This is a genomic window from Streptomyces microflavus, assembly GCF_014650075.1.
In the GTDB taxonomy this organism is placed as follows: domain Bacteria; phylum Actinomycetota; class Actinomycetes; order Streptomycetales; family Streptomycetaceae; genus Streptomyces; species Streptomyces microflavus.
In genome coordinates this window covers 15,363-40,312 of record NZ_BMUG01000006.1, presented here as the reverse complement: position 1 = coordinate 40,312, position 24,950 = coordinate 15,363, and the positions used below count along the sequence as shown (strand labels likewise).

Here is a 24,950-nt window from a genome sequence, read left to right as displayed (position 1 = left end):
CACCGTCTCAGGACGGCCGCCGGAGCCCGAGACCGGCTGTCAGAGCACGCCCCGGCGCCACTCCCGTACCAGCAGATGGCCGAGGTACGCGCCGCCGATCGCCATGGTGTAGATCCCCACCGGCAGGTCCTCGAAGAGCGGGAGCTGCTGGGCGCAGAGGTCGGCGGCCACCAGCAGCAGGCCGCCGGTGACGGCGGAGAGCAGCAGGTGGGGGCCGGATCCGCGAGTGAGGCGCCGGGCGATCTGCGGGGCCGTCAGGGCGATGAAGGCGATGGGTCCGGAGACGCTGACGGCGGCCGCCGAGAGCACGATGGCGAGGACCACGGCGAGGGTCTTGGCCTTCTTCGGTTCGGAGCCGAGCCCTTCGGCGATGTCGTCGCCCATCTCGCCGATGTCGAGCCGCCGGGAGATCAGCGCGATCAGCGGGGCAGTGGCGAGCAGAACCAGCCAGATGGTGGTGGCGTCGGTCCAGGAGCGGGCGGTCAGGCTGCCGTTGACGTAGGCGGTCAGGACGGACGCCTTGTCGCGTTCCAGGGCGTAGACGACGTACTGGGTGACGGCGGCGCCCATCGCGGCGACCCCGATACCGGCGATGACGAGCCGGGCGGGGTTGCGGAAGCCGGTGCCGGTGGAGACGTACACGAGGGCCATCGCGACGACCGCGCCGATGAGGGCGCCGACGGCGACGGGGACCGTGTCGGGGAACATCAGCGCGCAGATCGCGGCGCCCGCCCCGGCTCCGGCGGAGAGCCCGATGACGTCGGGGCTGCCGAGGGGGTTGCGGGTGACGGACTGGAAGAGCGCGCCGGAGAGGCCGAGCGCCGCGCCGACCCCGATGGCGACGGTGAGGCGGGGGCCGCGCAGCCGGTTGAAGACGAAGCGGTCCTTGCCCTCCGCGTCCCCGACGAGGGCCGCGGGCAGGTCGGCGAGGTCGAGGCCGAGGCGCCCCCAGGTCAGCGTCGCCACGGCGGCGGCGAGGAGGAGCACGAGGAGACCCGCGCCCGCGAGGACGGAGGCGCGGCGCATCGGTATCGCCACGGTACGGCCGACGAGCAGGTAGCCGCGGGGGGCCTTGACGGACTCTCGAAGGGGTTCGGTGACGGTCATGTCGTGCCCCGCATCCTGCGTACGGCGATGAGCAGCGCGGGTGCGCCGATGAAGGCGGTGACGACGCCGACCATGAGTTCGGTGGGGCGCATGACGACCCGGCCCACGACGTCGGCGAGGAGGAGCAGGGTGGGGCCCAGCAGCGCGGAGAACAGCATCTGGACCCGGAAGTCGACGCCGACCAGGGCCCGTACGACGTGCGGTACGGCGAGGCCGACGAAGGCGATCGGGCCGACGGCGGCGGTCGCGGCGGCGCTGAGCAGGGTGGCGGCGAGGAGCCCGCCGCCCCGGGTGCGCGCCGGGTTCGAGCCGAGGGAGACGGCGGTGGCGTCGCCGAGGGCCAGGGTGTTGAGGCCGGGGCCGAGGGCCAGGGCTAGGAGGAAGCCCACGGCGGCGAAGGGCAGGACGGACCAGAAGACGTCGAAGTCCCGGCCGCCGAGCGCTCCGACCACCCAGTAGCGGTAGCTGTCGAACACCTGCGGCTTACTGAGGGTCACCGCCTGGATGAACGCCATCAGGACGGCGGTGAGCACCGCTCCGGCGAGCACCAGGCGCACCACGCTCGTGCCCGTACCGGCGGAGCCGATGACATGGACGAGCACTCCGGCGACCAGTGCCCCGGGCAGCGCCCACCACATGGTGTCGGTGGCACCCGACGCGCCGAACCAGGCGGTCGCGGCGACGATGCTCGCGGAGGCGCCCGCGTTGATGCCGAGGAGTCCGGGTTCGGCCAGCGGGTTGCGGGAGACGCCCTGCATGAGGGTGCCGGCGACCGCGAGGCAGAGTCCGGCGAGGACCCCGAGGACGGTTCTGGGGTAGCGGCTCTCGATGATGGCGGTGACGTTGGCGTCGGCACGGGAGCCGAGGACGTCGAGGACATCGCCGAGCGAGGTGGAGCGGCTGCCGAACATGACGCTCGCGCAGAGCGCGACCGTCAGCGCGGCGACGGCCGCGAGCAGGAGGAACGCCGTCCGAGCGGCGCCGGTACGGGAGGTACCGGCGCCGCTCGGCGGTGCGACCGTGGTGGTTGCCATGGGAGTGAAGTGTGCCTGGTGGCTTCGGCGGTTCGGATACCCGGCCGGGGTTACTTGCCGGCCTTCTTGACGGCCTCGTCGATGATCGGCAGGTAGCGCTCGATCGTCCACGGCACGGTCAGCGGGTTGATGATCGAGGAGGCGGTGACGAAGGAGTTGTCGTTGCTCGCGACGACGGCGCCCTTCTTGATCGCGGGGATCTCGCCGTACAGCTTCTGGCCCTCGATCTCCTTGCGGTTCTTCGCGTCCGTGTAGAACGTGAAGACGATGTCGCTGTCCTTGAGCTTCTCGGCGTTCTCCAGGCCGATGAGGGCCGAGTCGGTGCCGGGGGTCTCCTTGAAGCCGTTGACGACCGGGTCGACCTTCAGGCCGAGCGAGGAGACCATCTTGACGCGCTGCTCCTCGGGCTTGAAGACGCCGAGGGTGCCGGGGCCGGAGTTGTAGATGTAGGAGAAGGTGACGTCCTTGTAGTCCGGCCGGGTGGCCGCGGCGTCGGCGAGCTGCTTCTCGATCTTCGTCTTGAGGCCGTCGGTGTCCTCGGTCCGGCCGAGCGCCTTGCCGATGATGTCGATCTGCTGGTCCCAGTCGGTGCTCCACGCCTGGTCCGGGTAGGCGACCGTGGGGGCGATGTCCTTGAGGACGTCGTACTGCTTCTGCGTGATGCCCGACCAGGGGGCGAGGATGACGTCCGGCTCCAGCTCGGTGATGGCCTCGAAGTCGATCTCCTCGCCGCCCGCGAACTGCTTGGGGAGCTTGTCGCCGGACTTCTTCACGGCTTCGTTGATCCACGGGAGGTAGCCGGACTTGTCGCTGCCCCACGGGTAGCTCTCGATGCCGACCGGGGTCTGGCCGAGGGCTATCGCGGTCTCGGCGGAACCCTGGCCGAGGGTGACGATGCGTTCGGGCTTCTCGTCGATCTTCGCGGTGCCGAGCGAGCTCTTGATCGAGACGGGGAAGGCGCCTGCGCTCTTGCCCGCGTCCTTCGCCGTGTCCTTGCCGCTGTCACCGTCCGAGGAGCAGCCGGCCAGGACGACGGCGAGGGCGACGGCGGTGGCCGAAGCGGCAAGGGTGTGACGACGCACGCGGGTGAAGCCGAGCATGGGTGTTCCTCATGGTTGGACGAGCGAGTGAAGGTTAGGCAAGCCTAAGCTAAACGTAACAGGCGCCCTTGGCGGGCCCTTCACCTACCACCCCAGGAGCGGGATTGGATCTCTGCCAGCTGGTGCTCCGTCCCAGCGCACAGTGTCGTTCAGCCTGATCAGCACCGTGTAGCACGGCGCCTCATCCAGCAGGTGATCAACGGTGCCGAGCCATCCGCGCACGCACACCTGCCCTATGGGCCGCTACAAGGCTGGGACGTCAGCTCCGCGAGGCACGCCTCAAGGCCGGTTCGACCCCCGATCAGCGCCCGACGGCACGCGTCGCCCGCGGTGACTGTTTCGCTTCCTACGGAGGATGGAGTCAGGCTGTCGCAGTGTCCGTTCCGCGGAAACCGCGAATCATCACGTTAAGCACCGGCGAGGCCGGTGAAGGCTGACTCTGCCCGATATCCTCGTACCCCCACGACTTGTAGAGCGCGTGGACCTTCCCGTCGCCCGCGGCCCGGTTGACCATGAGCGTGACGTACGGCTCGTCGCGGGTGGCGAGGAGGGCGTCGTGGATGCGGCGGGCCGTGCCGGTCTTGCGCCAGGCAGGATGGAGGCCGCCCTCTTTCAGGACCACGGCCGGACGCTCGGTGTACTTCTCCGCAGGTGACGGGCTTATCCGTTGCCAGTAGCGGTCGCCGTGCTCGATGGTGTTGCCGTACCCGTAGCCGACCGGGTGCCCGTCCGCGTACGCGAGGACGACTGTGAACCCTGGTTCGGCCGCGTGCCGGTCGATGCGTTCGCCGAACGAGGTCACCGCGTAGTTCGGCAGGTGGAGCAGTGGGGCGCGTACCTCGGCGTACACATCGAGGAGGTCGCCGCGGATGGCGTCCAGGCTGGTGAAGGTGCGCAGCTCGGTGGCGGGTGCCGTGGTCATGCGGCCGTCCTCCAGGTGGTGGTGTGCTCGGTCCAGGTCTGGACGGTGGTGCTGCGCGGGGCGGTGGCGCGGAGCGCGGACCCGAACTCTTGGAGCATGCGCGACACCCGGGCGTGGCGGGTGGCGGCGTCTGCGGGGACCTTCATCGCGGTGGCCGTGGCGGCGTCGGCTTCGCCCTGCCCAAGCTGGGCGTGTGCGAGCCGGGCGGTGTTGATGGCGCGGTCGCGCTGCATCTGAGGGCGGAGCAGGGTCAGGCTTCGGTGGGCGTGCGATTCGGCCTGTTCGAAGTTGCCCAGGCGGAGGTGCGCGGACAGAGCGAGTGTTTCAAGCTCTGCTCCGTCGTGGACGGCAGCCATCCACACCGGGCGAGCGAGATCCGGATCCGCGCGTTCCAGTGCGTCCTGAGCACAGCCAAGGGCATGCCGTACGGCTGAGGTGTCGCCGGTGAGGCCGAGGGTGGCAGCCTGGCGGGCATGTCCCAAGCATGCGAACAGCGGGTCGCGGCGGGTGAGGTGGAGGTTGCGGGCGACATCGTTGGCGGCGCACGCGTCGGCTGGGCGGCCCATGTGCCGGTACATGGTGCCCGCGTGACTCCAGATGCGGAACTTGATTGCCTGGTCCCCCGACATCTCCGCGAGGGACTGGGCCTCGCGCATGTGCGCCTTCGCGACGTCGTAGCGCCGACCGTCAATTGCGGCCCACATCGCAGATGAGCGGAATGCGGCTCCGGAGGCGTAGAGACTGCTGCGTACCCGCTGCGTGGCGCTGCCCGCGTTCTGGAGGTTGAGTGCCTCGTCGGCGAGCGCGGCGGCCCGCTCCTCGATGCCAGGTTGCCCGCCGTGGCGGTGGTCGCTGGCGATGATCTCGGCGAAGCGCTTGTTCAGCCGGTTGACGTCGCTCATGCCGATTCGGCGCGGTGACGCAGTCCCTGGCGCTGCTGCTGCGGCAGCCGCCGCTGCGATGCCGCCGACGAGGGTACGGCGCTTCATGTCGTGCTCCTCCTGATGCGATGGCGCTGGGGTGGGCGAAGGCCGGCCCCGTGGCACGAACCCTAAGGCGACGGCGGGTAATCCGGTGACGTCCTCAAGTGCGGTACGGGTTGCTGATTTTGGCCAGGCAACTCGGCCCGCTTTCCACGCCCGGACCGATGACCCGTCGAGCCCGCCTACGCGTCCCGTCAGTTGTTCAACGGCCCTGTTCACGGCGTCGGCCAGGCTGTTGGAGCTGTATCCGTGCTCGGTCATCCACGCCTCAAGGACGGTGTTGCGGATCGCGTCCATGCGGGCACGGTAGCCCGCGCGCTCTCCAGCCACCAGGTAAAGGGCAGGTCAAAACGCCCTAGGTGAGGCCGTCGGGCGAGCAGCTGAACGCCCTAACCAGGCTGCCACGCAGCGGAGTTATCTGGGTGTCGGTCGCTCCCCGCGAGCGGCTGTTGACGGCTCGGTCTGCCCCTGGAAAGTCACAAAGGGTGGAGCGGGCACCGAGACGACACGAAGGCTCCATCCCATGCCGATTCTGAAGAAGCCAGTTGAGGCGGTCCTCGCCAGCCACCCCACGTACAGCGAGATCTTCCCGTGCGAGCCGTCCACGGCCGAGACCGGACGCAAGCTCGTCCGGGGGGTTCTCGGGATGTGGCACCTCAACGACCTCGCCGACCGTGCCGAGCTGATCATCACGGAGTTGATCGCGAATGCCTCCAGGCACACCCCGTGCCCCCAGATCCGCCTCGTTGTCGGGCGGCCGAGCGCGACACGGGTACGCGTCGGGATCGTGGACGAGGAGCCTTCGCGTCTGCCGGTGCTGAGCCATGCGGGCGAGGAGGACGAGTCGGGGCGCGGACTGCTCCTCATCAGTGCCGTGGCCGACCGCTGGGGCTGTGATCTTCAGAGCTCGGGCGGACGCCTGCGGGGCAAAGAGGTCTGGGCCGAACTCGGTACTGAGGGCGCCGAGTGAGACCGCGGCTGCGGTGCCCTCGCTTCTTCTGGCTATCGTCCGCCCGCCGATTCAGTTCTGGGCCGGCGCCGCCAGATATCAGGCCGCCGGACCGACCGTATCGACGTTCTGGGGGAAGGGCCGTTCCTCGATGGATTCGTCATGGATCACCGGTGACTGCTGGCTCGGTTGCGAACGCACCGGAGTGCGGGTGATCTGGCTCGGCCCCGTGCAGTGGGACGGGCAGCACGCCCCCTTCTATGCATGTGCGCCGTGCCTTGATCGTCTCAAGGTTCAGGCCCTCACCCACCTCATGGAGCGTTGATCGACCTCTGCTTGATCAGCCCTCATTCACACAACTTCCCGGCGTGAGCGGGCGGTCCGGCCAGAACCTCCTGCGCGGGCCACGTCCCCTCGTGCCGGGTGGCCAGGAGTTGGTCCGAGGGCCGGCCGTCCGGCATCGCCTCTCTGGCGGCTCCTGGTGGGCATTCCAGCCCAGCTCACCAACAACCAACGATGAAAAGGAGTGCAGCATGACGCGCAGCACCGTAGTGGCTAGCCGTACCGAAGTACGCCCCCGGATTCCGGGCACATCGGACGGCTTCGACCTGGACGTCTCGCTCGTGGAGATCGCTGACTCGGCAGGTCTGGTCAACCTGACCGACGACAACTGCGGTTCCACCTGCGGCGCCTGCACCACCAACGTCGCCTGACGCCTGGCCCCAACCCCAGGTTCCCTTCGGTCTGGTGCCGTCGCGTCTTCGCGCGGCGGCACCAGCCGCCCATCCCCTCGCGCTTGGAGGTCATCGGTGGTTGCTCAGCCCACAGAGTTCCGCGCCGGTTCCACCGCTCTCGTACGTGCCGTGGCTCGACGGTTTCTGTCGGTTCCTGCGTGCCCTGACCCGGATGACCACTCGCCCGAGGGCTCCTCCGCCTGCGTGACGTGGCTTCGCGGTGTCTGGGCGGACCAGGACATCGCCGACGCCGTGGAGCACTCCAGCCCAGCCTTGGCCATGCAGGTGCGGGCCGTGTGTACTGCCGAGAATCCTCCCCATCGAGACGTACGGCGCGCGGCGCTGTCGGTGGCCCGTTACCTGTCGCGGGCCCAGCACCGGGCGACACCCTTCGGTCTGTTCGCCGGCGTGACCACTGCGGCGTTCGGCCCTGGGGTGCGTGCGGACTGGGGCGAGGAGCACGTAGCCGTCGGTCGTGCGGGGTCCGAGTGGCTCACTGCTGTGGTCGAACGGCTCGAGTCCTGCCCGGAACTCCTCGACCAGCTGCCCGTCGTCGTCAACAACACCGTGATGAGCCGGGGAGACCGGCTCATCGTGCCGTTCCAACCCGATGCCAAGGATGACCGGATGCGCGCGGTCGAGGCATCCCTGGCGCTGACAGAACCGGTGCGAGCGGTCCTCGCCGAGGCCCGGACGCCGATTCGCTGCGGAGCTCTCACGGAAAATCTCCGGGCGGAGTTCCCCGAGGCCGGGACGGAGAAGGTGCGCCGTCTACTGGCGGAGCTGGTCCGGCGGCGAGTGCTGATCACCAGCCTGCACGCTCCAAGTACCGAGACCGACGCCCTCGGGTATCTGCTCGACCAACTCGACGCGATCGACGTCGACAACCTTGCGCCCGTCGCGGAGGCAACACGTGAGCTGCACGCGGTCCGGACGGGTTTGGAGGAGTGCGCCACGCGCGGCGGCCGGAACAGCACCGCAGCGCGCATGCGGGCCCTCGTGCCCGGCCTGCGTCGGCACCCTGTCGCGCTTGACCTGCGGTTGGATGCGCAGTTCGTCCTACCCGAGGAAGTGGCCCGGGAAATCGAGCGCGCCGCCTTCATCCTGACCCGGGTGAGCACCCGCCCGTACGGGACAGCCGCGTGGAACGCCTACCACCAGCGCTTCTACGAGCGCTACGGCATCGGCACGATGGTCCCGCTCGCGGAGGTCGTCGCGGACAGCGGCACCGGCTACCCAGACGGCTACCCGGGCAGTCCTGCCGGTTCGCGTCGGCCCGGTGTCTCCGCTCGGGATGACGCCCTCGTACGCCTGGCGCAGGGTGCCGCGCTCGATGGCCGTGACGAGGTCGTGCTCACCGACGAACAGGTCGAACTCTTGGACGTGGGCTCCGACGAGCCACGACTGCCGCCGCATCTGGAGGTGGGGGTGCGCGTGCACGCCGCCAGTCTGGAGGACTTGCAGCGCGGACGATTCCGGCTGGAGGTCGTGAGCGTGTCGCGCGGGGCCGGAGTTTCGACAGGCCGGTTCCTCGGCGTACTGGCGCCCTCCGAGCGTCAGGCCCTGACCACGGAGCTGGCCGATCTTCCGGCCGCGGACAGCGACACCGTGTCCGCCCAGCTCTCCTTCCCGCCGCTGCTCCCGGAGAGCGCTCATGTCACCCGCGCCCCGCAGGTCCTGTCTACCCTGATCAGCCTCCAAGAGCACTGCGCACCGAAAGACACCGTTCTCACCCCGAAGGACCTGGCCGTGGGGTGCGACGGCCGCCGCATGTACCTGGCCGCTCCGGAACGGGGGCACCGCGTCGAGGCCGTCGGCATGAACGCGCTGAACCTGCACACGCATACTCCGCCGTTGGCGCGGTTCCTCACCGAGCTGTCCCGCGCCCAGTGCGCGCAGGTCACCGCCTTCGACTGGGGCGTCGCAGCAGCGATGCCGTTCTTGCCGCGCCTGCGGTACGGGCGTACGGTGCTGACCCCGGCGCGCTGGCGTCTGGAGGCGTCCGAATTACCCGGTCGTGCTCGCCCGCGTACTGAGTGGGACACCGCGCTCTCCGAATGGCGGGCGCAGCGGGGATTGCCTCGCCGCGTGCTCCTCGCAGAGGACGACCGGCGTCTCTTCCTCGACCTCGACGAAGCCGGCCACCGGACGCTCCTGCTCCGACACCTCGACCGCACTCACCGGGCCGTGCTCATCGAGGCCCCGGAACCAGAAACGTACGGCTGGTGCGGCGGGCGAGCCCACGAGATCGTGGTGCCGCTCAGAGCGACCCGATCGCCGTCCTGGCCGCCCCTGCCCGTCCCCACTCAGGCTCGCGCCCTCTCGGCGGCTCAGCTGCAGACTCCCGCCGCTTCGTCAGTGCTGCTCGCCGCCTTGTACGGAGACCCCCGCCGCCAGGACACCTTGCTTTCCCAGCACCTCCCCGGCCTCCTCGAACGACTGGGCAACCCGCCGTGGTGGTTCATCCGCTTCCGTGACCCGGACCAGCACCTCCGCGTCCGCATCGCCCTCCCTGACCGCAGAACTTTCGCTCAGACGGCGCGCACCGTGAGCGCGTGGGCCGACGACCTGCGCAACGCCGGCCTGCTGGCAGACCTGCGCTACCCCACCTCTTATCGAGAAATGGGTCGTTGGGGTTCCGGCGCCGCCTGGGAGGTGGCCGAGGAAGTGTTCCGGGCGGACTCGCGCAGCGTTCTGGCCCAGCTCACAGAGCCCCAGAGACCGGCGCAACGCACGCTGGTGGCGGCCCACACCGTCGCCATCGCCTCTGCGTTCCTCGGCAGCACCGAGGCCGCGATGCGCTGGCTGGCCGACCACGTCTCGCCGAAGGCGCCTGCGTCCGTTCCCCGCCCGCAATTCAGCGAGGCCGTACGGCTCGCGAACCCAGCCGACGATTGGGCCGCCCTGCGCGCTGTCCAGGGCGGAGACGCCATCGTGTCGGGTTGGGCAGAGCGCGATGCGGCACTCGCCGCGTACCGGTTGCACCTTCCCGGCCCGGACACCCAGGGCATCGCCGTCGATGATGTCCTGACCTCCCTCCTCCACGTCCACTTCGTGCGGCACGTCGCGGTGAACTTCCCCGAGGAAGAGGTGTGCCTCTACTTGGCGCGCGCTGCTGCTCTGGCGTGGACTGCCCGCACCACCAGGAGGCCGACGTGACCGTGCTCCCAACGCTCGGCCTGGTCGATGCCATTGCTGCGCAGCTCGCCGACCCCGGCACGGTGCCTTCCGTCCTTCAGACACATCGGCAACATCTCGCCTATGGCCCGCCCGGAATCGCGCTTCTCCACATCGAGCGGGCCGCTAACGGCCTCGGACCGTGGCAGCATGCGCACGGCTGGCTCGCTGCCGCGTCTCACGGATCCCTCACGAGCGGACCCGACAGCCACCCCTTCTACGGGGTGCCCGCCTTCGCCCACGCCCTTGCCTGCGCCGCCGACAGTCTTCCTGGCTCCTACCAGCGCGCCTTGGACGCGATGGACCGGCAGATCAAGATCGATGTCAGACGCCGCCTCGACGCAGCGCAGCGCCGCATCGACGCCGGATGTCTGCCGCAGCTGGCTGAGTTCGACACCATCCGGGGCCTGACCGGGTACGGTGCCTACCTTCTTCGCCGGGACTCCGGCAGCCCTATGATGCGCGCTGTCCTCGACTACTGCGTACGCCTCACCGAACCGATCAGGCAATCCGGCGAGGACCTTCCAGGTTGGTGGACGGCAACCGGGCCCTCGGGCAGCCCGGACGAACGATTCCCCGGTGGGCATGCCAACACCGGCATGGCCCACGGCATCGCCGGAGTGCTCGCGCTTCTAGCCCTCGCCGCCCGGAAGAGCACCGTTACGGACGGGCACCTCAGAGCACTGCGCGCCATCCTGGCCTGGCTCGACCGCTGGCAGGAGGAGACGGGCCGAGGACCGGCCTGGCCGTATTGGGTCACTCGGGGCGAGCTACGCACCGGTCGCCGCGCCGCGTCCAAGCTCCGGCGGCCGTCATGGTGTTACGGCACCGCCGGCCTCGCCCGCGCTCAGCAACTTGCCGCGCTCGCCATCGGAGACACCGAACGCCAGATCACGGCGGAGAACGCGCTCGCCGCCGCCCTCTGCGACCCGGACCAGCTCGGAGCCACGACGGACAACGGCCTTTGCCACGGTTTCGCCGGCCTCACCCACATTGCCGTCCGCACGGCCGCAGACGCCCATCCCTCAACCGTCGGCCGACTCCGAGCCGCGATCCCGGGGCTTCTGACCGCGATCTGCTCGGTGGACAACGACCTCGAACGCGAGGCCACGGCAGGCGTCACCGGCACCGGAGCGGGGCCTGGCCTGCTCGACGGAGCTGCCGGAACCGCCCTGGCTCTTCTCGCTGCCGATGCCGCCACACCACCCCAGTCCGACTGGGATTCCTGCCTGCTCATCGCCTGATGCACCGACCGAAGGACTTTCATGCCCCCCGACCGCTGGCACCAGCACAACATCACCTTCATCGACCGCGACAGCGCCCGGCACGCCATCGACGAACGCGTCGGGCCCGCCCTGATCACAGCCGAGACCGCAGGGCAGCTCACCGCCTGGTGGTTCATGAACAAACAGCCCTGGCCGCTGCGGTACCTTGCCGACGAGCCCTCCCCGATCATTGAGTCACTGCTCAGCGATCTCGTGGGCGAGGGGGCGGTCGTGTCGTGGCTGCCCTGTGTCTACGAGCCCGAGTGTGCGGCGTTCGGCGGCCCGGACGCCATGAAGGCCGCCCACGGACTGTTCCACAGCGACTCCCGCCACCTGCTCACCTACCAGCCGGGCCCGGAGCACCTGGGGCGCAAGGAGACTGCGGTCCTGCTGGCGAGCGTCATGATGCGCGGCGCCGGACTCGACTGGTTCGAGCAGGCGGACGTATGGGCGAAGGTCGCCGCCCTCCGGCCGGTCACCAGTGCTCTGTCACCCGCACGAGTCGCCGAACTGACTCCGTTCGTGCGGAAGCTCATGAGCGCTGATGCTCACGCCCTGTCCCTCCGGGACGGTCCGCTCCACGGGCACGGGGCGTGGGTGACCGCTTTCGAGCGGACGGGGGCCACACTCGCCCGCCTCGCGCAACGGGGCGCTCTCACACGCGGACTGCGAGCCATCATTGCCCACCACATCATCTTCCACGCCAACCGCGCCGGTCTCCTCAGGGACGACCAGAGCGCTCTGTCCAACATTGCACGAGAGGCAGTCATGGGAACGAGTGACCACACTGCGCCGCCGACCGAGTCAACGACCAACGTCGATAGCGTGAAAGGGGTGAACACCGACACGATCACCACCCCGACGTCCGATGCCGAGCGCCTCCGTAACGCCCTGGTGGACCAGCTCCGCGCTGACGGAAGCGTCCGCACTCCCGCCGTGGAGACCGCGTTGCGGACCGTGCCCCGTCACGTGTTCGTGCCCGATGTGCCGCTCGAAGACGCATACGCCAACGCGCCGGTGCACATCAAGTACGACACCGACGGCAGCTCGATCTCTTGCGCCTCCCAGCCGGGCGTGGTCGCCCTCATGCTGGACCAGCTCGACGCCCGGGAGGGCGAGCGCATCCTCGAACTGGGCGCAGGCACCGGTTACAACGCCGGTCTGCTCGCCCATCTGGTCGGTGAGAGCGGTCACGTCACCACGCTCGATGTCGACGACGACCTCGTGGAGGGCGCCCGCGCGCATCTGTCCGCCGCCGGAACCACCAATGTTGAGGCGGTGGCGCGAGACGGGGCCCTCGGCTACGCGGAAGGTGCGCCGTATGACCGAATCGTTGCCACCGTGGGCGCGCACGGCGTGCCACACGCCTGGTTGCAGCAGCTCGCTCCCGGTGGTCGGCTCCTCGTTCCGCAGCGCCTCAAGGGCACGGTGTCCCGGTCCATCGCCTACGAGCGGCGCGATGGCCGGTGGATGTCCCTCGGTAGCGAGATGAACACCTTCATGCCGCTCAGGCGGGGCATCGCCGACGACGACCGCCGGGTCATCCCGCTCAGCACGGACGGAACCGTACGGCTGCAGGCCCCCGCCGGGCAGAAGATCGACGCCGAGACCCTCGTCGGCGTCCTGCACCAGCCGCGTACCGAGGAGTGGACGGGCATGACGGTCCGCGCCATGGAGTCGCCGGAGTGGATGGAACTGTTCCTCACCTGCTCCCTTCCCTCCGGCCTGATCCGGATGCTGTTCCCGCAAGCCGCCAAGGGCACTCTGCTCACCGAGGACCCCTACCCCTCCTCGACGGCAGCCGTCGACGAGGGGGCTGTCACCTACCTCGCCCGGCGCCTGTCGGAGAAGAAGACCCCCGAGGGCGGCAAGCTGTGGGAGTTCGGGGTCATCGGCCACGGCCCCGGCAGCGATGAACTGGCAGCGAAGGTCGCCGCAGCCATCCGCACATGGGACCTGGAGTACCGAGACCGCGAGGCCGCGTTTGAGCTCCAGCCCCTCGACGCCCCCGCGATCGAGCAGCGCGCCGGCCTCTTCGCGCTCGACACCCCGCTGAACCGCATCGTCGTCGACTGGCGGTGACACCTCACGCGTAGTGGACGGTGGCCGCCGGTAGGCATCCGGCGGCCACCGTCGTCCTGCCCGTCCTCACGCACTCCGGGGGAGTCCATGGACCCGCAAGGATCCACAGTTCAGCGCTTTCCACTCGTCGCCCGATTCCGGCCCGCCTGCCTTCCCCTGTCGAAGCGCGTGCGCGCGCTCGTCGACCTGGCCGACACTGCGGTGACGGAGACCGATCAGGGGGTGGCGTCCTCCGTCTACAACCAGGCCGCGCTCATTGCCTCCGATCTCGGCCTTCCCGACCTGGCGCGCGAGATGTGCCATGAGCACGCCGCCGCCTATCTCCATGCCTGCCCCCTGTCCGCCATGAGCGCGATTCGCTGCCTGGAGCCTGTCGTCAATCTCGCCCGCCTCCAGATCCGTGGCGGATACGCCGACGTGGGCCGTCAGCGGCTGCTTGACTTGTACGCGGCTGTCGAGGCGGGCAGGCCTGCCCGGTTCGAAGGTGTCGCAGTTCCGGCTGACCTCACCGCGGCGGACAAGGACCGCCGCGAAGTCGTTGCGTGGCTATGGCGCGTGCTCCTGGCCGACGGCACGCGCACCCTCACCACCGAGGGACGCTGGACCGAAGCCCTGGCACACATCGAGGCCCACCGAGGCGTGGGCAAGCGAATGCTCGATGGACGCCAAGTAGCGGTACTCGCCTCGCTCGCCGAGGGAGATACGGCACACGCCTCGGCACTCCTCGCCGACACGATGCCCGGCGAGACGTGGGAGCAGACCGTCACGGCATGCTTGACCGTCCTGTCGCGCCGCGCCGCGGGACAGCTGGCCGACGCTCAGCTGGCGGACCTTGCCACCACCTACCTTGACCGGCAGGCCGAACCAGGGATGACTGTCTTCGACATCAGGCTCGGCCTGACCGTCCTCGACGCAGTCGGACCCGCCGATCTCCCCGCAGCGCGCCGCATCGTCGAGGACTTGCACCGGAGGGCGACAGAGGCCGAGGACGGCTACGCGGCCCGTGAGAGCTTGGCGAACCGTCTGTTCATCGAGCTCGCCACGGACCGGCATGAGCAGGACTGCCGTGCTCTGGTGCGAGCTTGTGCCCTCGAGGCAGCAGCCCTCCCGGACCATATGCAAGGGGCGCTGTCGACGGCTCTGCGCGCCGCCGACTGCGTCATCCGGGAGAGTCTCGCGCTGTCAACGCCGGAGCGCCCGCGGCAAATGCGAAGCCGGGACGGCGGCTACAACGCAAGGCGAGGGGGCCGAGCGCTGTGCTGAGCTACGGGCCGTTGCTGCACGAGCTTGAGCACCGGGCGCCGGACGTACGCTGAGACGCTGGATACGCCAGGCCAGGGTCCTTGCCACGGAGCGGGCGTCATCCAGGGCGCACTGGTCGGCATAGAGCGTATCCCTGGGGAAAACCCCCAGTTCAGTGCGGAAATGCGATGTGCCCCTGACAGGATTCGAACCTGCGACACCCGCTCCAGTAAAGCGATGCTCCCTACAATCACCAACCATTCAATCTCCCACAAGATGATTGACCCACAGACTATTTCTCCGTACCGTCGGGCGGACCGCCGGCCTTGCCGACCGCCGTACGGACGGAGCCTCATGCCCCCGCTCGACCTGACCGCCGACGAAGTCCTGACCACCACCCGGGCGGTACGCAGACGCCTGGACCTGGACCGCCCGGTGGAACGCGCCCTGATCGAGGAGTGCCTGCGGCTCGCCGCCCAGGCCCCCACCGGACGCAACCGGCAGCGCTGGGACTTCGTCCTGGTGACGGATCCCGCCAAGCGCGCGGCCCTGGCGGACCTGTACCGGCTGGGGCTCGCGCGCCCGCGTCAGCAGGTCGTACGGGACGGGGTCGACCGGGGCGATCCGGTGCGGGGGCGGCGGATCGCGGAGAGCGCGCAGTACCTGTTCGACCATCTGCACGAGGTCCCGGTCCTGCTGGTGCCGTGCATCCGGGTCCAGGGCCGGCACGAGAACGCCTCGCACGTCGGACAGGCGAACACCTGGGGCTCGATCCTCCCGGCCGTCTGGCAGTTCATGCTGGCCGCCCGCTCCCGGGGGCTCGGCACCGCCTGGACGACCCCGCACCTGCACTATGAGCGGGAGGCGGCCGAGCTGCTCTCCATCCCGTACGAGACCGTGCTCCAGACCGCGTTGATCCCGGTGGCGCACACGATCGGCACGGACTTCCGGGCCGGGCCCCGGACGGAGGTGGACGAGATCGCGCACTGGGACACCTGGTAGGCGGTCGGGGCGCCCCTGGCAAGAGGTAAGGGCGGGGCGGGCGGCTCTACCCTCGCGGCAGCGGGATCCTCCCGAGCGCCGCACCGATCCGGTCGGCGAGGACGTACTCGCCCTCGGGCGTGGGGTGGAGGCCGTCGGCGTAGACCTGGGCGGCGTCCGCGACGGGGACGAGGGTGAGCCCGTCCACCAGGTGCAGGGCCCGGTCCCCCAGGCGCTGGAGAACGCGCACAGCTCGTGCGGTGGCGGTCCGGGTCTCCACCAGTGTCATCCCGGCGCTGTTGACGGCCTGTTCGCGGCCGGGCGCGGCGAGCGAGGTGAGCACCACGACCGGGGTGTCCGGGTGGCCGTCGCGGACGGTCTCCACGAAGCCGCAGACGGCGGGCCCCCAGGTCCGCGCGGTGAACCCGCCCCTGATGTAGGCGTTGATGCCCAGCTCCAGGGTGATCAGGTCCGCCGGCGCGTCCCGGATCGTCCGCGCGAGGAGCGGATCGAGGTAGGCCTCCCCCGCGAGCCCCAGGTTGCGCAGCCGCCACCCGCGCTCCGCCGCCACGAGGGCGGGCCAGGTCTCCGAGGGGCCCGCCGCGTACATGCAGTGGACGATCGAGCTGCCGTACACCACCCACCGGGCGCCCGGCCGGTCCACGGCGACCGGCGGCGAGCGGTGGCCGCTCAGGGAGACCGCCGCGATCCGGGTGGCGCTCAGATGCGGCAGCCAGACCTCCACCTCAGCCGGGCGGGCACCTCCGCCGGGCAGGGCGAAGGCGATCCGGTGGCGGCCGGGTCCGCCCGTCCAGCGGTGGGCGAGGAGGCCGTCGACCCGGACGTCCAGCGGTGAGCCGCCGGGGCTGTTCTCCACCTCGAGCTCGATGGAGGCCGCGTCGGTCCGGACCGCGAAGCGGACCCCGGCGGTGGTGCGGGCCAGCCGCGCGAGGTTGGCCGACAGGGTGGTGTCGAGCCGGTCCAGGGGCATCCGCAGCGGGAGCAGACCACCGCCGGCGCCGGCACAGTCGCCCTCAGGGCTCCAGCCGGTGATGCCGTCGAAGGAGAGCCGGGGGTCGTCCGGGGTCAGCCGCTTCACGGGCGGACGCGGCGGGGCGGGGGTGGCGTCGGTCGACATGGGCGGTCACCTTCCGGGGCCGGGCGGCAGGGTGCGGATCCGCGGCGGCGCGGGGCCGACGCGGACCCCAAACGTATCAGCGTAAATAATCTGTGCACAGACAATCTTGCGGCATAGTTATCCGCCTCCGGCCCCGGCATCGCCCGTCGGCGCCGGTCAGCCGCGTCGATGCGGCGCTAGGGTGGTGGGCCTGAACCCAGGAGGAGCAGTCATGGCCGCCCCACAGCCTTCCCGCCTCACCTCGCCCAGCCGGGAGCCGGAGGCCGGCGGGCGCGACCGGTACTTCTCCCGGCTGGCGCAGGAACGGCCCGACATCGCCCTGTGCCGGGCCACGACGGTGGTGACCCGCACGCTCGACGAGGAGCTGGCCGGGCGGCAGCTCACCATGGCTCAGCACCTCGTGCTGAAGATGCTGAGCGATGTGGGCCCCTGTTCCCAGCAGGAGCTCAGCGAGCAGCTGCGGATCGACCGGAGCGTGATGGTGGGGTGCATCGACGGGCTGGAGGACTCCGGTCTCGTACGCCGTGAGCGCCATCCCCGGGACCGCCGGGCCTACGCGGTGACGCTGACGCCGGAGGCCGGGCCGGTGCTGGAGGAGGCCGAGAGCGGGGTGCCGCACCTGCTGGACCGGGCCTTCGTCGCCCTCACGGCGGCAGAGCGCCGGACCCTGACCCGGCTGATGGGCAAGATCCTCGACGTGCACTGAGCCGAGGCCGGTGCGCCGGCCCGGCCGACGAGTGCCGGGCCCGGCCAATCCCCCTGCCGTGCGGCTCCGAATCACTGGTGGGAGCCCGTCCGGACTCCCGTAGCGAGGCAGGTGGGATCCATGGTCCAGGCACGGTCACTGCTCACCCCCGACCTGCCGCCCCGCTGCGCGACGCCGGACCTCCCGGGGGCGCGTGTCCCGGTCGACCCGTCGCCGCCCGGCCCTTCGGATACGGTCGTCAGCCCCTTCCCGCCGCGTCGAGCGCCAGCCACACCCGGTCGCGGGTCAGCGGCAGTTCGGTGAACCTGATCCCCGTGGCGTCGCGCAGCGCGTTGGCGAAGGCCGGGGCGACCGGGTTGAACGGGCTCTCGCTCATCGACTTCGCGCCCAGCGGGCCGATCGCGTCCGAGGTCTCCATGAAGTGCACCTCGGTGCGCGGCACATCGGCGTACTGCGGCAGCCGGTAGCGGCGGAACGCGGCCGTGGTCACCTCGCCGCGCCCGTCGAGCCGTACGTTCTCGAAGAGGGTCGCCCCGAGCGCCTGCGCCACCCCGCCCTCGACCTGGCCCCGGCACTGCATCGGGTTCATCACCTTGCCCGCGTCGGCGGCGTGCACGCTGCGCAGGATGCGGATCTCGCCCGTGCCCGGATCCACCGCCAGCCGGAACCACTGGGCGTTGAACGCCACCGAGCGTGGCGAGCCGCCCCAGTGCCCGTCCGCGAGAAGCTCGCGCCCGGCTGCGCGGGCGGCCTGGAACAGCTCCTTCAGGCTGACCGCACGCCCGGCGCACTCCACCGCGTCCGCGGTGAGCCGGCACTCCCCCGGCGCCGAAGCTCCCAGATACTGCGCCGCGAACTCCAGGAGCTGTACGGCGAGGGCGTCGGCGGCCTTCATCACCGCCTTGCCCGCCACCACCGTCCCGGCCGAGCCGAAGGCGCCCGTGTCGTGCCGGACCACATCGGTGTCCGACTGGCGGATCGCGATCCGGTCGACGGTGGTGGAGAGCGCACCGGCGGTGATCTGTTTGTGGACGGTCGTGGTGCCGTTGCCGAACTCGGCGGTGCCGACGGCGATGTCGTACGTGCCGTCCTGGAGCAGCTTCACCGTGGCGTCCGCGAAGTGGCCGCCGGGCGGCCCGGTGGCGATCATCGACATCCCGGCGCCCTGGCCGACGAGCCACCCTTCCGGGACGTCGTCGCCGGGCCCGTCCCCGTACTCCCGGATCGCGTCCCGTACGACCTGGAGGCACTGGTCGAGACCGTAACTGGCGATCTCCAGGTCCTCCTCCTCACCGCCGGGGCTGATCATGTGCTCGCCGGGGCCGATGATGTTCAACTCCCGGAAGACCAGCGGGTCGAGGCCGGTGCGCCGGGCCAGTTCGTCCATCACCGACTCGACCGCGAAGACGACCTGGCCCAGGCCGTACCCCCGGAAGGCGCCCGCCGGAACGGAGTTGGTGTAGACGGAGTAGGCGTTCACCTTCTTGTGCGGGGCGCGGTAGACGGCCATCGACTCGCCGACGCTGTGGAACATCACGGCCGGGCCGTGGTTGCCGTACGCCCCGGTGTTCGACACCACCCGGACCTGGAGCGCGGTGAGTGTGCCGTCCGCCCGTGCGCCCGCCCGGACCCCGATGGTGAAGGGGTGGCGGGTGGTCGCCCCGTAGAACTGCTCGGCGCGGGTGTACTCCAGCTTGACCGGGCGGCGCAGCCGCATCACGGCGAGCGCCACGATGTCCTCGACGATCATCTCCTGCTTTCCGCCGAAGCCGCCGCCGACCCGGCCCGCCAGCACCCGTACCTGCTTCAGCTCCAGGTCGAACAGGGCGCACAGGGCGCGCCGGGTGAGGAAGGGGGTCTGGGTGCTGGAGCGCACGGTGAGCCGTTCCTCGCCGTCCTCCCCCATCTCGTACCAGGCGACCGCACCGTGCGTCTCCAGGCTGGCGTGCTGGACGCGCTGGGTGCGGAAGGTCTCCTCGTACACGACGTCGGCCTCGGCGAATCCCCGCTCCACCGAGCCGATCTCGCCGTGGACCTCCCCGACGACGTTGTTCTCGGGGCGGGCGATGCGGGACTCGGGGCCCTTGTCGTGGACGACCGGGGCGCCGGGGGCCATCGCCTCCTCCGGGTCGGTGACGTACGGGAGTTGCTCGTACGTCACCTCGATGCGGCGGCACCCCTCCTCGGCCGCCGCCTCACTGTCGGCGACCACGGCCGCGACGCGCTGGCCGATGTAGCGGACGGTGTCGTCCAGCAGCCGGGTGTCGTCGGGGTCCTCGGTGGGGTGCTCGTGGCGGGCGGTGGAGTAGAGCCGTTCCGGGGCGTCGTGGTGGGTGAGGACCAGGTGGACGCCGGGGACGCGCAGGGCGGCGGCGGTGTCGATGGCGAGGATGCGGGCGTGCGGGTGCGGGGAGCGCAGGAGCTTCATGTGGAGGAGGCCGGGGACGTCGAGGTCGAAGGTGTAGCGCGCGGTGCCGGTCACCACCTGCGGCCCGGCCGGGGCGCCCAGGTTGCGGCCCACAGCCCGCCCGGCGTCCGGCTCCTCGGTGTGCCGTACGCCGCGCACCGCGTCCTCGATGGCCCGGTAGCCGGTGCAGCGGCAGATGTTGCCCTTGAACGCCCGTGGCAGGTCGGTCAGTTGCTCCTCGTCGAGGGCGGCCGTCGTCATGAGGTACCCGGCGGTGCAGAAGCCGCACTGGAAGCCCTGCGCGTCCAGGAACTTCTGCTGTACGGGGTGGAGTTCACCGCCCTCGTCCGCCAGACCCTCCACCGTGGTGACGGCTCGCCCCTCGGCCCGGACGGCCGGGTAGAGGCAGCTGTGCACCGGCTCCCCGTCCACGTGGACGGTGCACGCCCCGCAGTCACCGGCGTCGCAGCCCTTTTTCACGCCGAACCAGCCGCGCTCGCGGAGGTAGGTGCGCAGGCACTGGCCGGCGCGGGGCTCGTCCTCGAAGGGGCGGCCGTTGATGTGGATCCCGTAGCTCATGCCGTCTCCCCTGCGTTCGGCTCTGTCCGCGTGGTGAGTTCCCGGCGGATCTCCTCCGCGAAGCGCAGCGCCATGTGCCGCCGCCACGCGGGCAGTCCGTGGATGTCGTCGAACCAGTCGTCGGCGCCGATCGTGGCGTCGATCGTGGCGTGCAGCGTGTCCCGGTCCGGCGGCAGCGGGAACCAGAAGCGGAACGGCCGGACCGTCGCCGCGCTCACCGTCACGGCCAGCGAGCCGTCGACCGGGTCCAGGACCCCGATGACCAGGGCCCCCGAGCGCCCGAGCCCGTACAGGGACGCCTGGCGGAACGCCGTACGGGAGGCGAGGGCGCGGGCGGGCAGGGTGACCGAGCGCAGGAGCTCGCCCTCGGCCAGGTCCTTGCGGCCCGCGCCGGTGACGAAGTCCGCGACCTTCACGCGGCGCAGCGAGCCGTCCTGGGCGCGGAGCAGGCAGGTGCCGTCCAGCGCCGCCGTGAGCGAGATCATCGGTCCGGCGGGCAGGGCGTTGCAGAGGTTGCCGCCGACGGTCGCCATGTTCCAGATCTTGAACGAGGCGAGGAAGGCCCGGCAGCACTGCTCGACGAGCGGGGCGGCCGGCGCCCGCCAGGTCTTCCCGAACCGTGACAGCTGCGCGATCGTGCAGGTCGCCGCCAGCTCCAGCGAACCGTCCGGCAGCTCGCACACCGGCTTCCAGCCCATCCGGCTCAGGTCCACCAGCCGGCGCAGGTGCGGCTGCGGTTCGGAGAAGAGGTAGGTGCCCCCGCCGAGCCAGGCGTCGCCCTGCCGCCAGGGAACGCGGCTGCGGGCGTCCCGTACATCGAGCACCGTGTTGAGGTCCATGCCCGTCAGTGAAGCCCCGCGACAGGGGTCCGCACGACTGGTTCACCGTACGGAAATACACCAGGCCCAAGACGTAACACTGGAGGATCAACCAAGAGGTGTTTGCCTCCTCTGGCCTTGCATTTACGATGCAGTGACTCGCATTGGCCTCGTGAATGTGAGATGCCGGGTGTGGTGCCCGGCAGCCCCGCAAGGAGACCGCCCATGCACGTCGAAGACCTCCTCCGGCTGGAGTCCCTGGACCTCACCCTGCTCTGGGGCTCCCCGCCGCTCCTCGCTCGGGAGATCAGCGGGGTGACCGCGACCGATCTGGAGGACCCGGGGCGGTTCCTGCAGCGGGGCGAGATCGTGCTCAGCGGTCTGGTGTGGTGGAGCGCGGCGGACGAGGAGGCGAAGACGGACCGGTTCGTCGCGGCCCTGCGCGATGCCGGTGCGGCCGCGCTGCTGGCGGGCGAGGAGACGCACGGGACGGTGCCCGAGGTGCTGGTCGACGCGTGCCGCCGCCACGGGATCGCGCTGCTCTCGGTGCCGGTGCACACCTCCTTCCGGGCCATCACCGACACCGTGTACCTGCGTCAGTGGGGGGACCTGAGCAGGCGGCCCGCCGACCACTACGCCCTGCCGGAGAACGTGCGGGGCGAGCTCAGCCGGCTCCTCGCGGACGGCGCGGACCCGGACACGCTGCTCACCCGTGCGGTAGCCCACCTGGGGGCCCCGCCCTGTTACGTGCTCAGCGCCACCGGCCGCACGATCGCCCGCACCCCGGCAGCGCCGCCCCTGCCCGCACGGCAGGCCGCCCGGCGCCTCAAGGCCGCCGCGCCCTTCGCGGCCGCCCCGGCCTCGACCACCCTGCGGGTGGACCCGGACGCGTCCCCGTACGGGCAGTGGTACCTGCACCTGCCCGGACCGGTGGACGCTCCGCCACGGATGCTGCACGAGATAGCCGAGGTGTTCGCCCAGTACCGGCAGGGGCTGCTGCGCCGCCGGGCCGCCGCCCGCGTACCGGCCACGGAGCTGCTGGAGCTCGCCGCCGCCCCTCGTCCCGGTTCGGCCCCGCTCCCGGCGGCCCTGCGCGCCTGCGGTCTGCCGGACCACGGCCCGTACACCGTCATCGCGGTCTCCATGGGAGCGGAGGAGGGGGCGGCGGAGGCGGGCGCCGAGGCCCTGGACGAGCTTCTGCGCCACTTGCCGGGCCGCCGGTTCGCGACGGCCCGCCTGGCGACGGGCGGGGCGGCCGCGGTCATCGCCACGGACTCCGGTGCCCCGGGTGCTGGTGCCCCGGGTGCTGGTGCCCCGGCTGCTGGTGCTCCGGGTGCCGTGGTCGCCACGCTCAAGGGCCTCTGGCCCACGCTGGACGCCTGCGACGACGCCACCCTCCCGTACGGCGGGATCAGCACCCCGGCCGCCGGTCCGCAGGAGCTCAACGGCGCGCTGGAACAGGCCTGTTACGCGCTGACGGCGGCGGTTCGGGCGGGCAGCGCGGACGGCACCGCGCAGCTCACCGCGGTCGAGGACCTCACGACTCTGGACGCCCTCCTCGCGGGCATCCCCGCCGACGTACGGACGGCCTTCGGCGTCCACGCGCTCGGCCCGCTCGCCGACGACACGAACCCCTCGCACCGGATGCTCCTGGAGACCCCCGACACCTTCCTGGCGCACAACGGCTCCTGGGCGCGGACGGCCGAGGCCCTGCATCTGCACGTCAACACGGTGCACTACCGCATCGGGCGCGTGGAGCTGCTCACCGGCCGCGACCTGGCCCGCCTCGACCACAAACTGGACCTGAAGGCGGCGCTGCTCTGCCGCTGACCGATGGCGCGGCTCAACCCCGGCGCAGGGTGAGCGCGCTGCGCTTCTCCGGCTGCGGGCGGCTGGCCCAGAGGGTCCGTACGTGTTCCAGGTGGTGGCGCATCAGGGCCTCCGCCGCCGCCCCGTCCTGGGCGATCATCAGGTCGAGCAGCGTCACGTGCTCCTCGGCGGAGTCCACGAGCACCCCGGCCTCGTCGAGCTCGGTGAGGCCGTAGAGCCGGGACCGCTTGCGGAGGTCGCCGACGACCGCGACGAGGTGGCGGTTCCCGCCGAGGGCGAGCAGGTCGAGGTGGAAGCGGCGGTCGGCGTCGAGGTAGCCGATGAGGTCGTGTCCCCGGGCCGCCGCCACGATGGCCTCGGCGCCGGGGCGCAGGGCTTCGAGCTGCTCGCGGGTCGCGGTCCGGACCACCTTGCCGACGGTGGGCACCTCGATGAGCGTACGGATCTCCGTGTACTCGTCCAGGTCCTGTTCGGTCATCTCGGTCACCCGGAAGCCCTTGTTCCGGACCACCTCGACCAGCCCCTCACGGGCGAGGTCGAGCATCGCCTCCCGGACCGGTGTGGGCGAGACGCCGAACTCGGCGGCGAGGGCGGGGGCCGAGTAGACGCCACCGGGCTTGATCTCCCCCGCGATGAGCGCGGCACGCAGCGCGTGGGCCACCTGGTCGCGCAGGTTCTCGGTGGGGGACACGAGCTTGCGCGACTGCAGGGTGACCACGGCGTCCTCCGGGACTTCGGACTTCTTCACTTTCGGGCTTCTTCGCTACGGAACCGTCGGCGCCACGGGGAGTCGTCGGTGCAATGTCACGTTACCCGAAGGGGGTTCGCCTCCGGAGGGGGTCGGGACCGACCTCCCTCACAGCAGGAAGCCGTCCGGGAACGGGTCGCTGGGGTCGTGGTGGAACTGCGAGGTGCCGGTGATCCAGGCGCGCCCGGTGATCGTCGGGACGACCGCCGGCTCCCCCGCCACCCGGCATTCCTCCACGAGCCGGCCGGTGAACGACGTACCCAGGAAGGACTCGTTGACGAAGTCGCGGTGCAGGGGCAGTTCGCCCCGGGTGTGGAGCTGGGCCATGCGCGCGGAGGTGCCGGTGCCGCAGGGCGACCGGTCGAACCAGCCCGGGTGGATGGCCATGGCGTGGCGGGAGTGCACGGCGGTCGAGCCGGGGGCCAGGAGCTGGACGTGATGGCAGCCGGTGATCGACGTGTCCTCCGGGTGGACGGGCGGGTCCGTGGCGTTGACGGCGGCCATCATGTCCAGCCCGGCTCGCAGGATGTCGTCCTTGCGTGCGCGGTCGAAGGGCAGACCCAGGCGGTCGAGGGGGAGGATCGCGTAGAAGTTGCCGCCGTAGGCGAGGTCGTAGGTGACCGTGCCGTACCCGGGGACTTCGACGCGGCGGTCCAGGGCGACGGTGAACGAGGGCACGTTGCGCAGGGTCACGGCGGTGGCGGCCCCGTCCTCGACCCGGACCTCGGCGACCACCAGCCCGGCGGGGGTGTCCAGCCGGACCGTGGTCACGGGCTCGGTGACGGTCACCATCCCGGTCTCCACGAGCACGGTGGCGACGCCGATGGTGCCGTGCCCGCACATCGGCAGCAGCCCCGACACCTCGATGAACAGCACGCCCCAGTCCGCGTCGGGCCGGGTGGGCGGCTGGAGGATCGCCCCGCTCATCGCCGCGTGGCCGCGCGGCTCGTACATCAGCCAGGTCCGGAGGTGGTCGAGGTGCTCCTGGAAGTAGGTGCGCCTCTCCCTCATGGTCGCTCCGGGTACGGTCCCGATGCCGCCGGTGACCACGCGGGTCGGCATGCCTTCGGTGTGGGAGTCCACGGTGTGGATGATGCGGCGGCTGCGCACAGCTCTGCTCCTTCGTAGGGGGACGGGTGGGCTTCGCC

The 24,950-nt window shown here is 70.9% G+C and carries 19 protein-coding genes; 9 read left to right on the top strand and 10 right to left on the bottom strand.

Translation table 11 applies throughout. From position 1 onward, the window contains the following. Positions 1 to 39 precede the first annotated feature (39 nt). The 5 genes from IE264_RS18360 to IE264_RS18340 all read right to left on the bottom strand — a co-directional run bounded on the left by IE264_RS18360 (position 40) and on the right by IE264_RS18340 (position 5,443). Positions 40 to 1,107 (bottom strand): FecCD family ABC transporter permease, encoded by a 1,068-nt coding sequence (locus IE264_RS18360; protein ID WP_032753498.1) that lies wholly within the window; start codon positions 1,105 to 1,107, stop codon positions 40 to 42. Further along, positions 1,104 to 2,141: a FecCD family ABC transporter permease gene (locus IE264_RS18355; RefSeq protein WP_032753496.1), complete on the bottom strand. Its 1,038-nt coding sequence runs from the start codon at positions 2,139 to 2,141 to the stop codon at positions 1,104 to 1,106. Before IE264_RS18355 ends, IE264_RS18360 begins: the two co-directional genes overlap by 4 nt. 50 nt (positions 2,142 to 2,191) lie before the next feature. After that, positions 2,192 to 3,241 carry an iron-siderophore ABC transporter substrate-binding protein gene (locus IE264_RS18350; RefSeq protein ID WP_032753494.1) on the bottom strand — a complete coding sequence of 350 codons (1,050 nt, stop codon included), beginning with the start codon at positions 3,239 to 3,241 and terminating at the stop codon, positions 2,192 to 2,194. 361 nt (positions 3,242 to 3,602) lie between these two features. After that, positions 3,603 to 4,163 carry a GNAT family N-acetyltransferase gene (locus IE264_RS18345; protein ID WP_032753492.1) on the bottom strand — a complete coding sequence of 187 codons (561 nt, stop codon included), beginning with the start codon at positions 4,161 to 4,163 and terminating at the stop codon, positions 3,603 to 3,605. Continuing rightward, a complete protein-coding gene (locus tag IE264_RS18340; protein ID WP_106973056.1) occupies positions 4,160 to 5,443 on the bottom strand; it encodes an NsdA family TPR-like regulatory protein in 1,284 nt (427 codons plus the stop codon). The genes IE264_RS18345 and IE264_RS18340 overlap by 4 nt, the downstream gene beginning before the upstream one ends. Positions 5,444 to 5,669: 226 nt before the next feature. On the opposite strand from IE264_RS18340, the gene IE264_RS18335 reads away from it, so the two are divergent. From IE264_RS18335 to IE264_RS18305, 7 genes are all read left to right on the top strand, one after another. After that, positions 5,670 to 6,116, top strand: coding sequence for an ATP-binding protein (locus tag IE264_RS18335; protein ID WP_032753489.1), 447 nt, complete (start codon positions 5,670 to 5,672; stop codon positions 6,114 to 6,116). Between the two features lie 512 nt (positions 6,117 to 6,628). Continuing rightward, the gene (locus tag IE264_RS18330; RefSeq protein WP_015612045.1) at positions 6,629 to 6,808 is read left to right on the top strand and encodes an FxLD family lanthipeptide; all 180 of its coding nucleotides are present in this window, start codon (positions 6,629 to 6,631) and stop codon (positions 6,806 to 6,808) included. A 225-nt stretch (positions 6,809 to 7,033) separates the two neighbouring features. Beyond that, positions 7,034 to 9,988 carry a lantibiotic dehydratase gene (locus IE264_RS18325; RefSeq protein WP_032753487.1) on the top strand — a complete coding sequence of 985 codons (2,955 nt, stop codon included), beginning with the start codon at positions 7,034 to 7,036 and terminating at the stop codon, positions 9,986 to 9,988. Next, positions 9,985 to 11,250, top strand: coding sequence for a lanthionine synthetase C family protein (locus tag IE264_RS18320; protein ID WP_032753928.1), 1,266 nt, complete (start codon positions 9,985 to 9,987; stop codon positions 11,248 to 11,250). Before IE264_RS18325 ends, IE264_RS18320 begins: the two co-directional genes overlap by 4 nt. Before the next feature lie 21 nt (positions 11,251 to 11,271). Further along, positions 11,272 to 13,353 carry a methyltransferase, FxLD system gene (gene fxlM, locus IE264_RS18315; RefSeq protein WP_032753486.1) on the top strand — a complete coding sequence of 694 codons (2,082 nt, stop codon included), beginning with the start codon at positions 11,272 to 11,274 and terminating at the stop codon, positions 13,351 to 13,353. Positions 13,354 to 13,440: 87 nt separating this feature from the next. Then, entirely contained in the window at positions 13,441 to 14,616 is a 1,176-nt protein-coding gene (locus IE264_RS18310; RefSeq protein WP_051821670.1) for a hypothetical protein, read from the top strand. A gap of 333 nt (positions 14,617 to 14,949) precedes the next feature. Next, on the top strand, positions 14,950 to 15,597 hold the full coding sequence (locus tag IE264_RS18305; protein ID WP_032753484.1) for a nitroreductase family protein: 648 nt from the start codon (positions 14,950 to 14,952) through the stop codon (positions 15,595 to 15,597). A gap of 46 nt (positions 15,598 to 15,643) precedes the next feature. Here IE264_RS18305 and IE264_RS18300 read toward each other — a convergent pair whose 3' ends face one another. Continuing rightward, the gene (locus IE264_RS18300) at positions 15,644 to 16,714 is read right to left on the bottom strand and encodes a GDSL-type esterase/lipase family protein (protein WP_032753483.1); all 1,071 of its coding nucleotides are present in this window, start codon (positions 16,712 to 16,714) and stop codon (positions 15,644 to 15,646) included. 211 nt (positions 16,715 to 16,925) lie between these two features. On the opposite strand from IE264_RS18300, the gene IE264_RS18295 reads away from it, so the two are divergent. Then, positions 16,926 to 17,420 carry a MarR family winged helix-turn-helix transcriptional regulator gene (locus IE264_RS18295; RefSeq protein ID WP_015612037.1) on the top strand — a complete coding sequence of 165 codons (495 nt, stop codon included), beginning with the start codon at positions 16,926 to 16,928 and terminating at the stop codon, positions 17,418 to 17,420. A gap of 238 nt (positions 17,421 to 17,658) precedes the next feature. Here the strand turns inward: IE264_RS18295 and IE264_RS18290 are convergent, their stop codons facing one another. After that, a complete protein-coding gene (locus IE264_RS18290; RefSeq protein ID WP_032753482.1) occupies positions 17,659 to 20,406 on the bottom strand; it encodes a molybdopterin-dependent oxidoreductase in 2,748 nt (915 codons plus the stop codon). Further along, entirely contained in the window at positions 20,403 to 21,245 is an 843-nt protein-coding gene (locus IE264_RS18285) for an FAD binding domain-containing protein (RefSeq protein WP_032753481.1), read from the bottom strand. The genes IE264_RS18290 and IE264_RS18285 overlap by 4 nt, the downstream gene beginning before the upstream one ends. Positions 21,246 to 21,449: 204 nt before the next feature. Here IE264_RS18285 and IE264_RS18280 point away from each other — a divergent pair, with 204 nt between their 5' ends. After that, the gene (locus tag IE264_RS18280; protein ID WP_032753480.1) at positions 21,450 to 23,054 is read left to right on the top strand and encodes a helix-turn-helix domain-containing protein; all 1,605 of its coding nucleotides are present in this window, start codon (positions 21,450 to 21,452) and stop codon (positions 23,052 to 23,054) included. Positions 23,055 to 23,067: 13 nt separating this feature from the next. Here IE264_RS18280 and IE264_RS18275 read toward each other — a convergent pair whose 3' ends face one another. After that, positions 23,068 to 23,772, bottom strand: coding sequence for a GntR family transcriptional regulator (locus IE264_RS18275; protein ID WP_032753924.1), 705 nt, complete (start codon positions 23,770 to 23,772; stop codon positions 23,068 to 23,070). A gap of 138 nt (positions 23,773 to 23,910) precedes the next feature. After that, entirely contained in the window at positions 23,911 to 24,912 is a 1,002-nt protein-coding gene (locus IE264_RS18270; RefSeq protein WP_032753478.1) for a proline racemase family protein, read from the bottom strand. Positions 24,913 to 24,950: the final 38 nt, after the last annotated feature.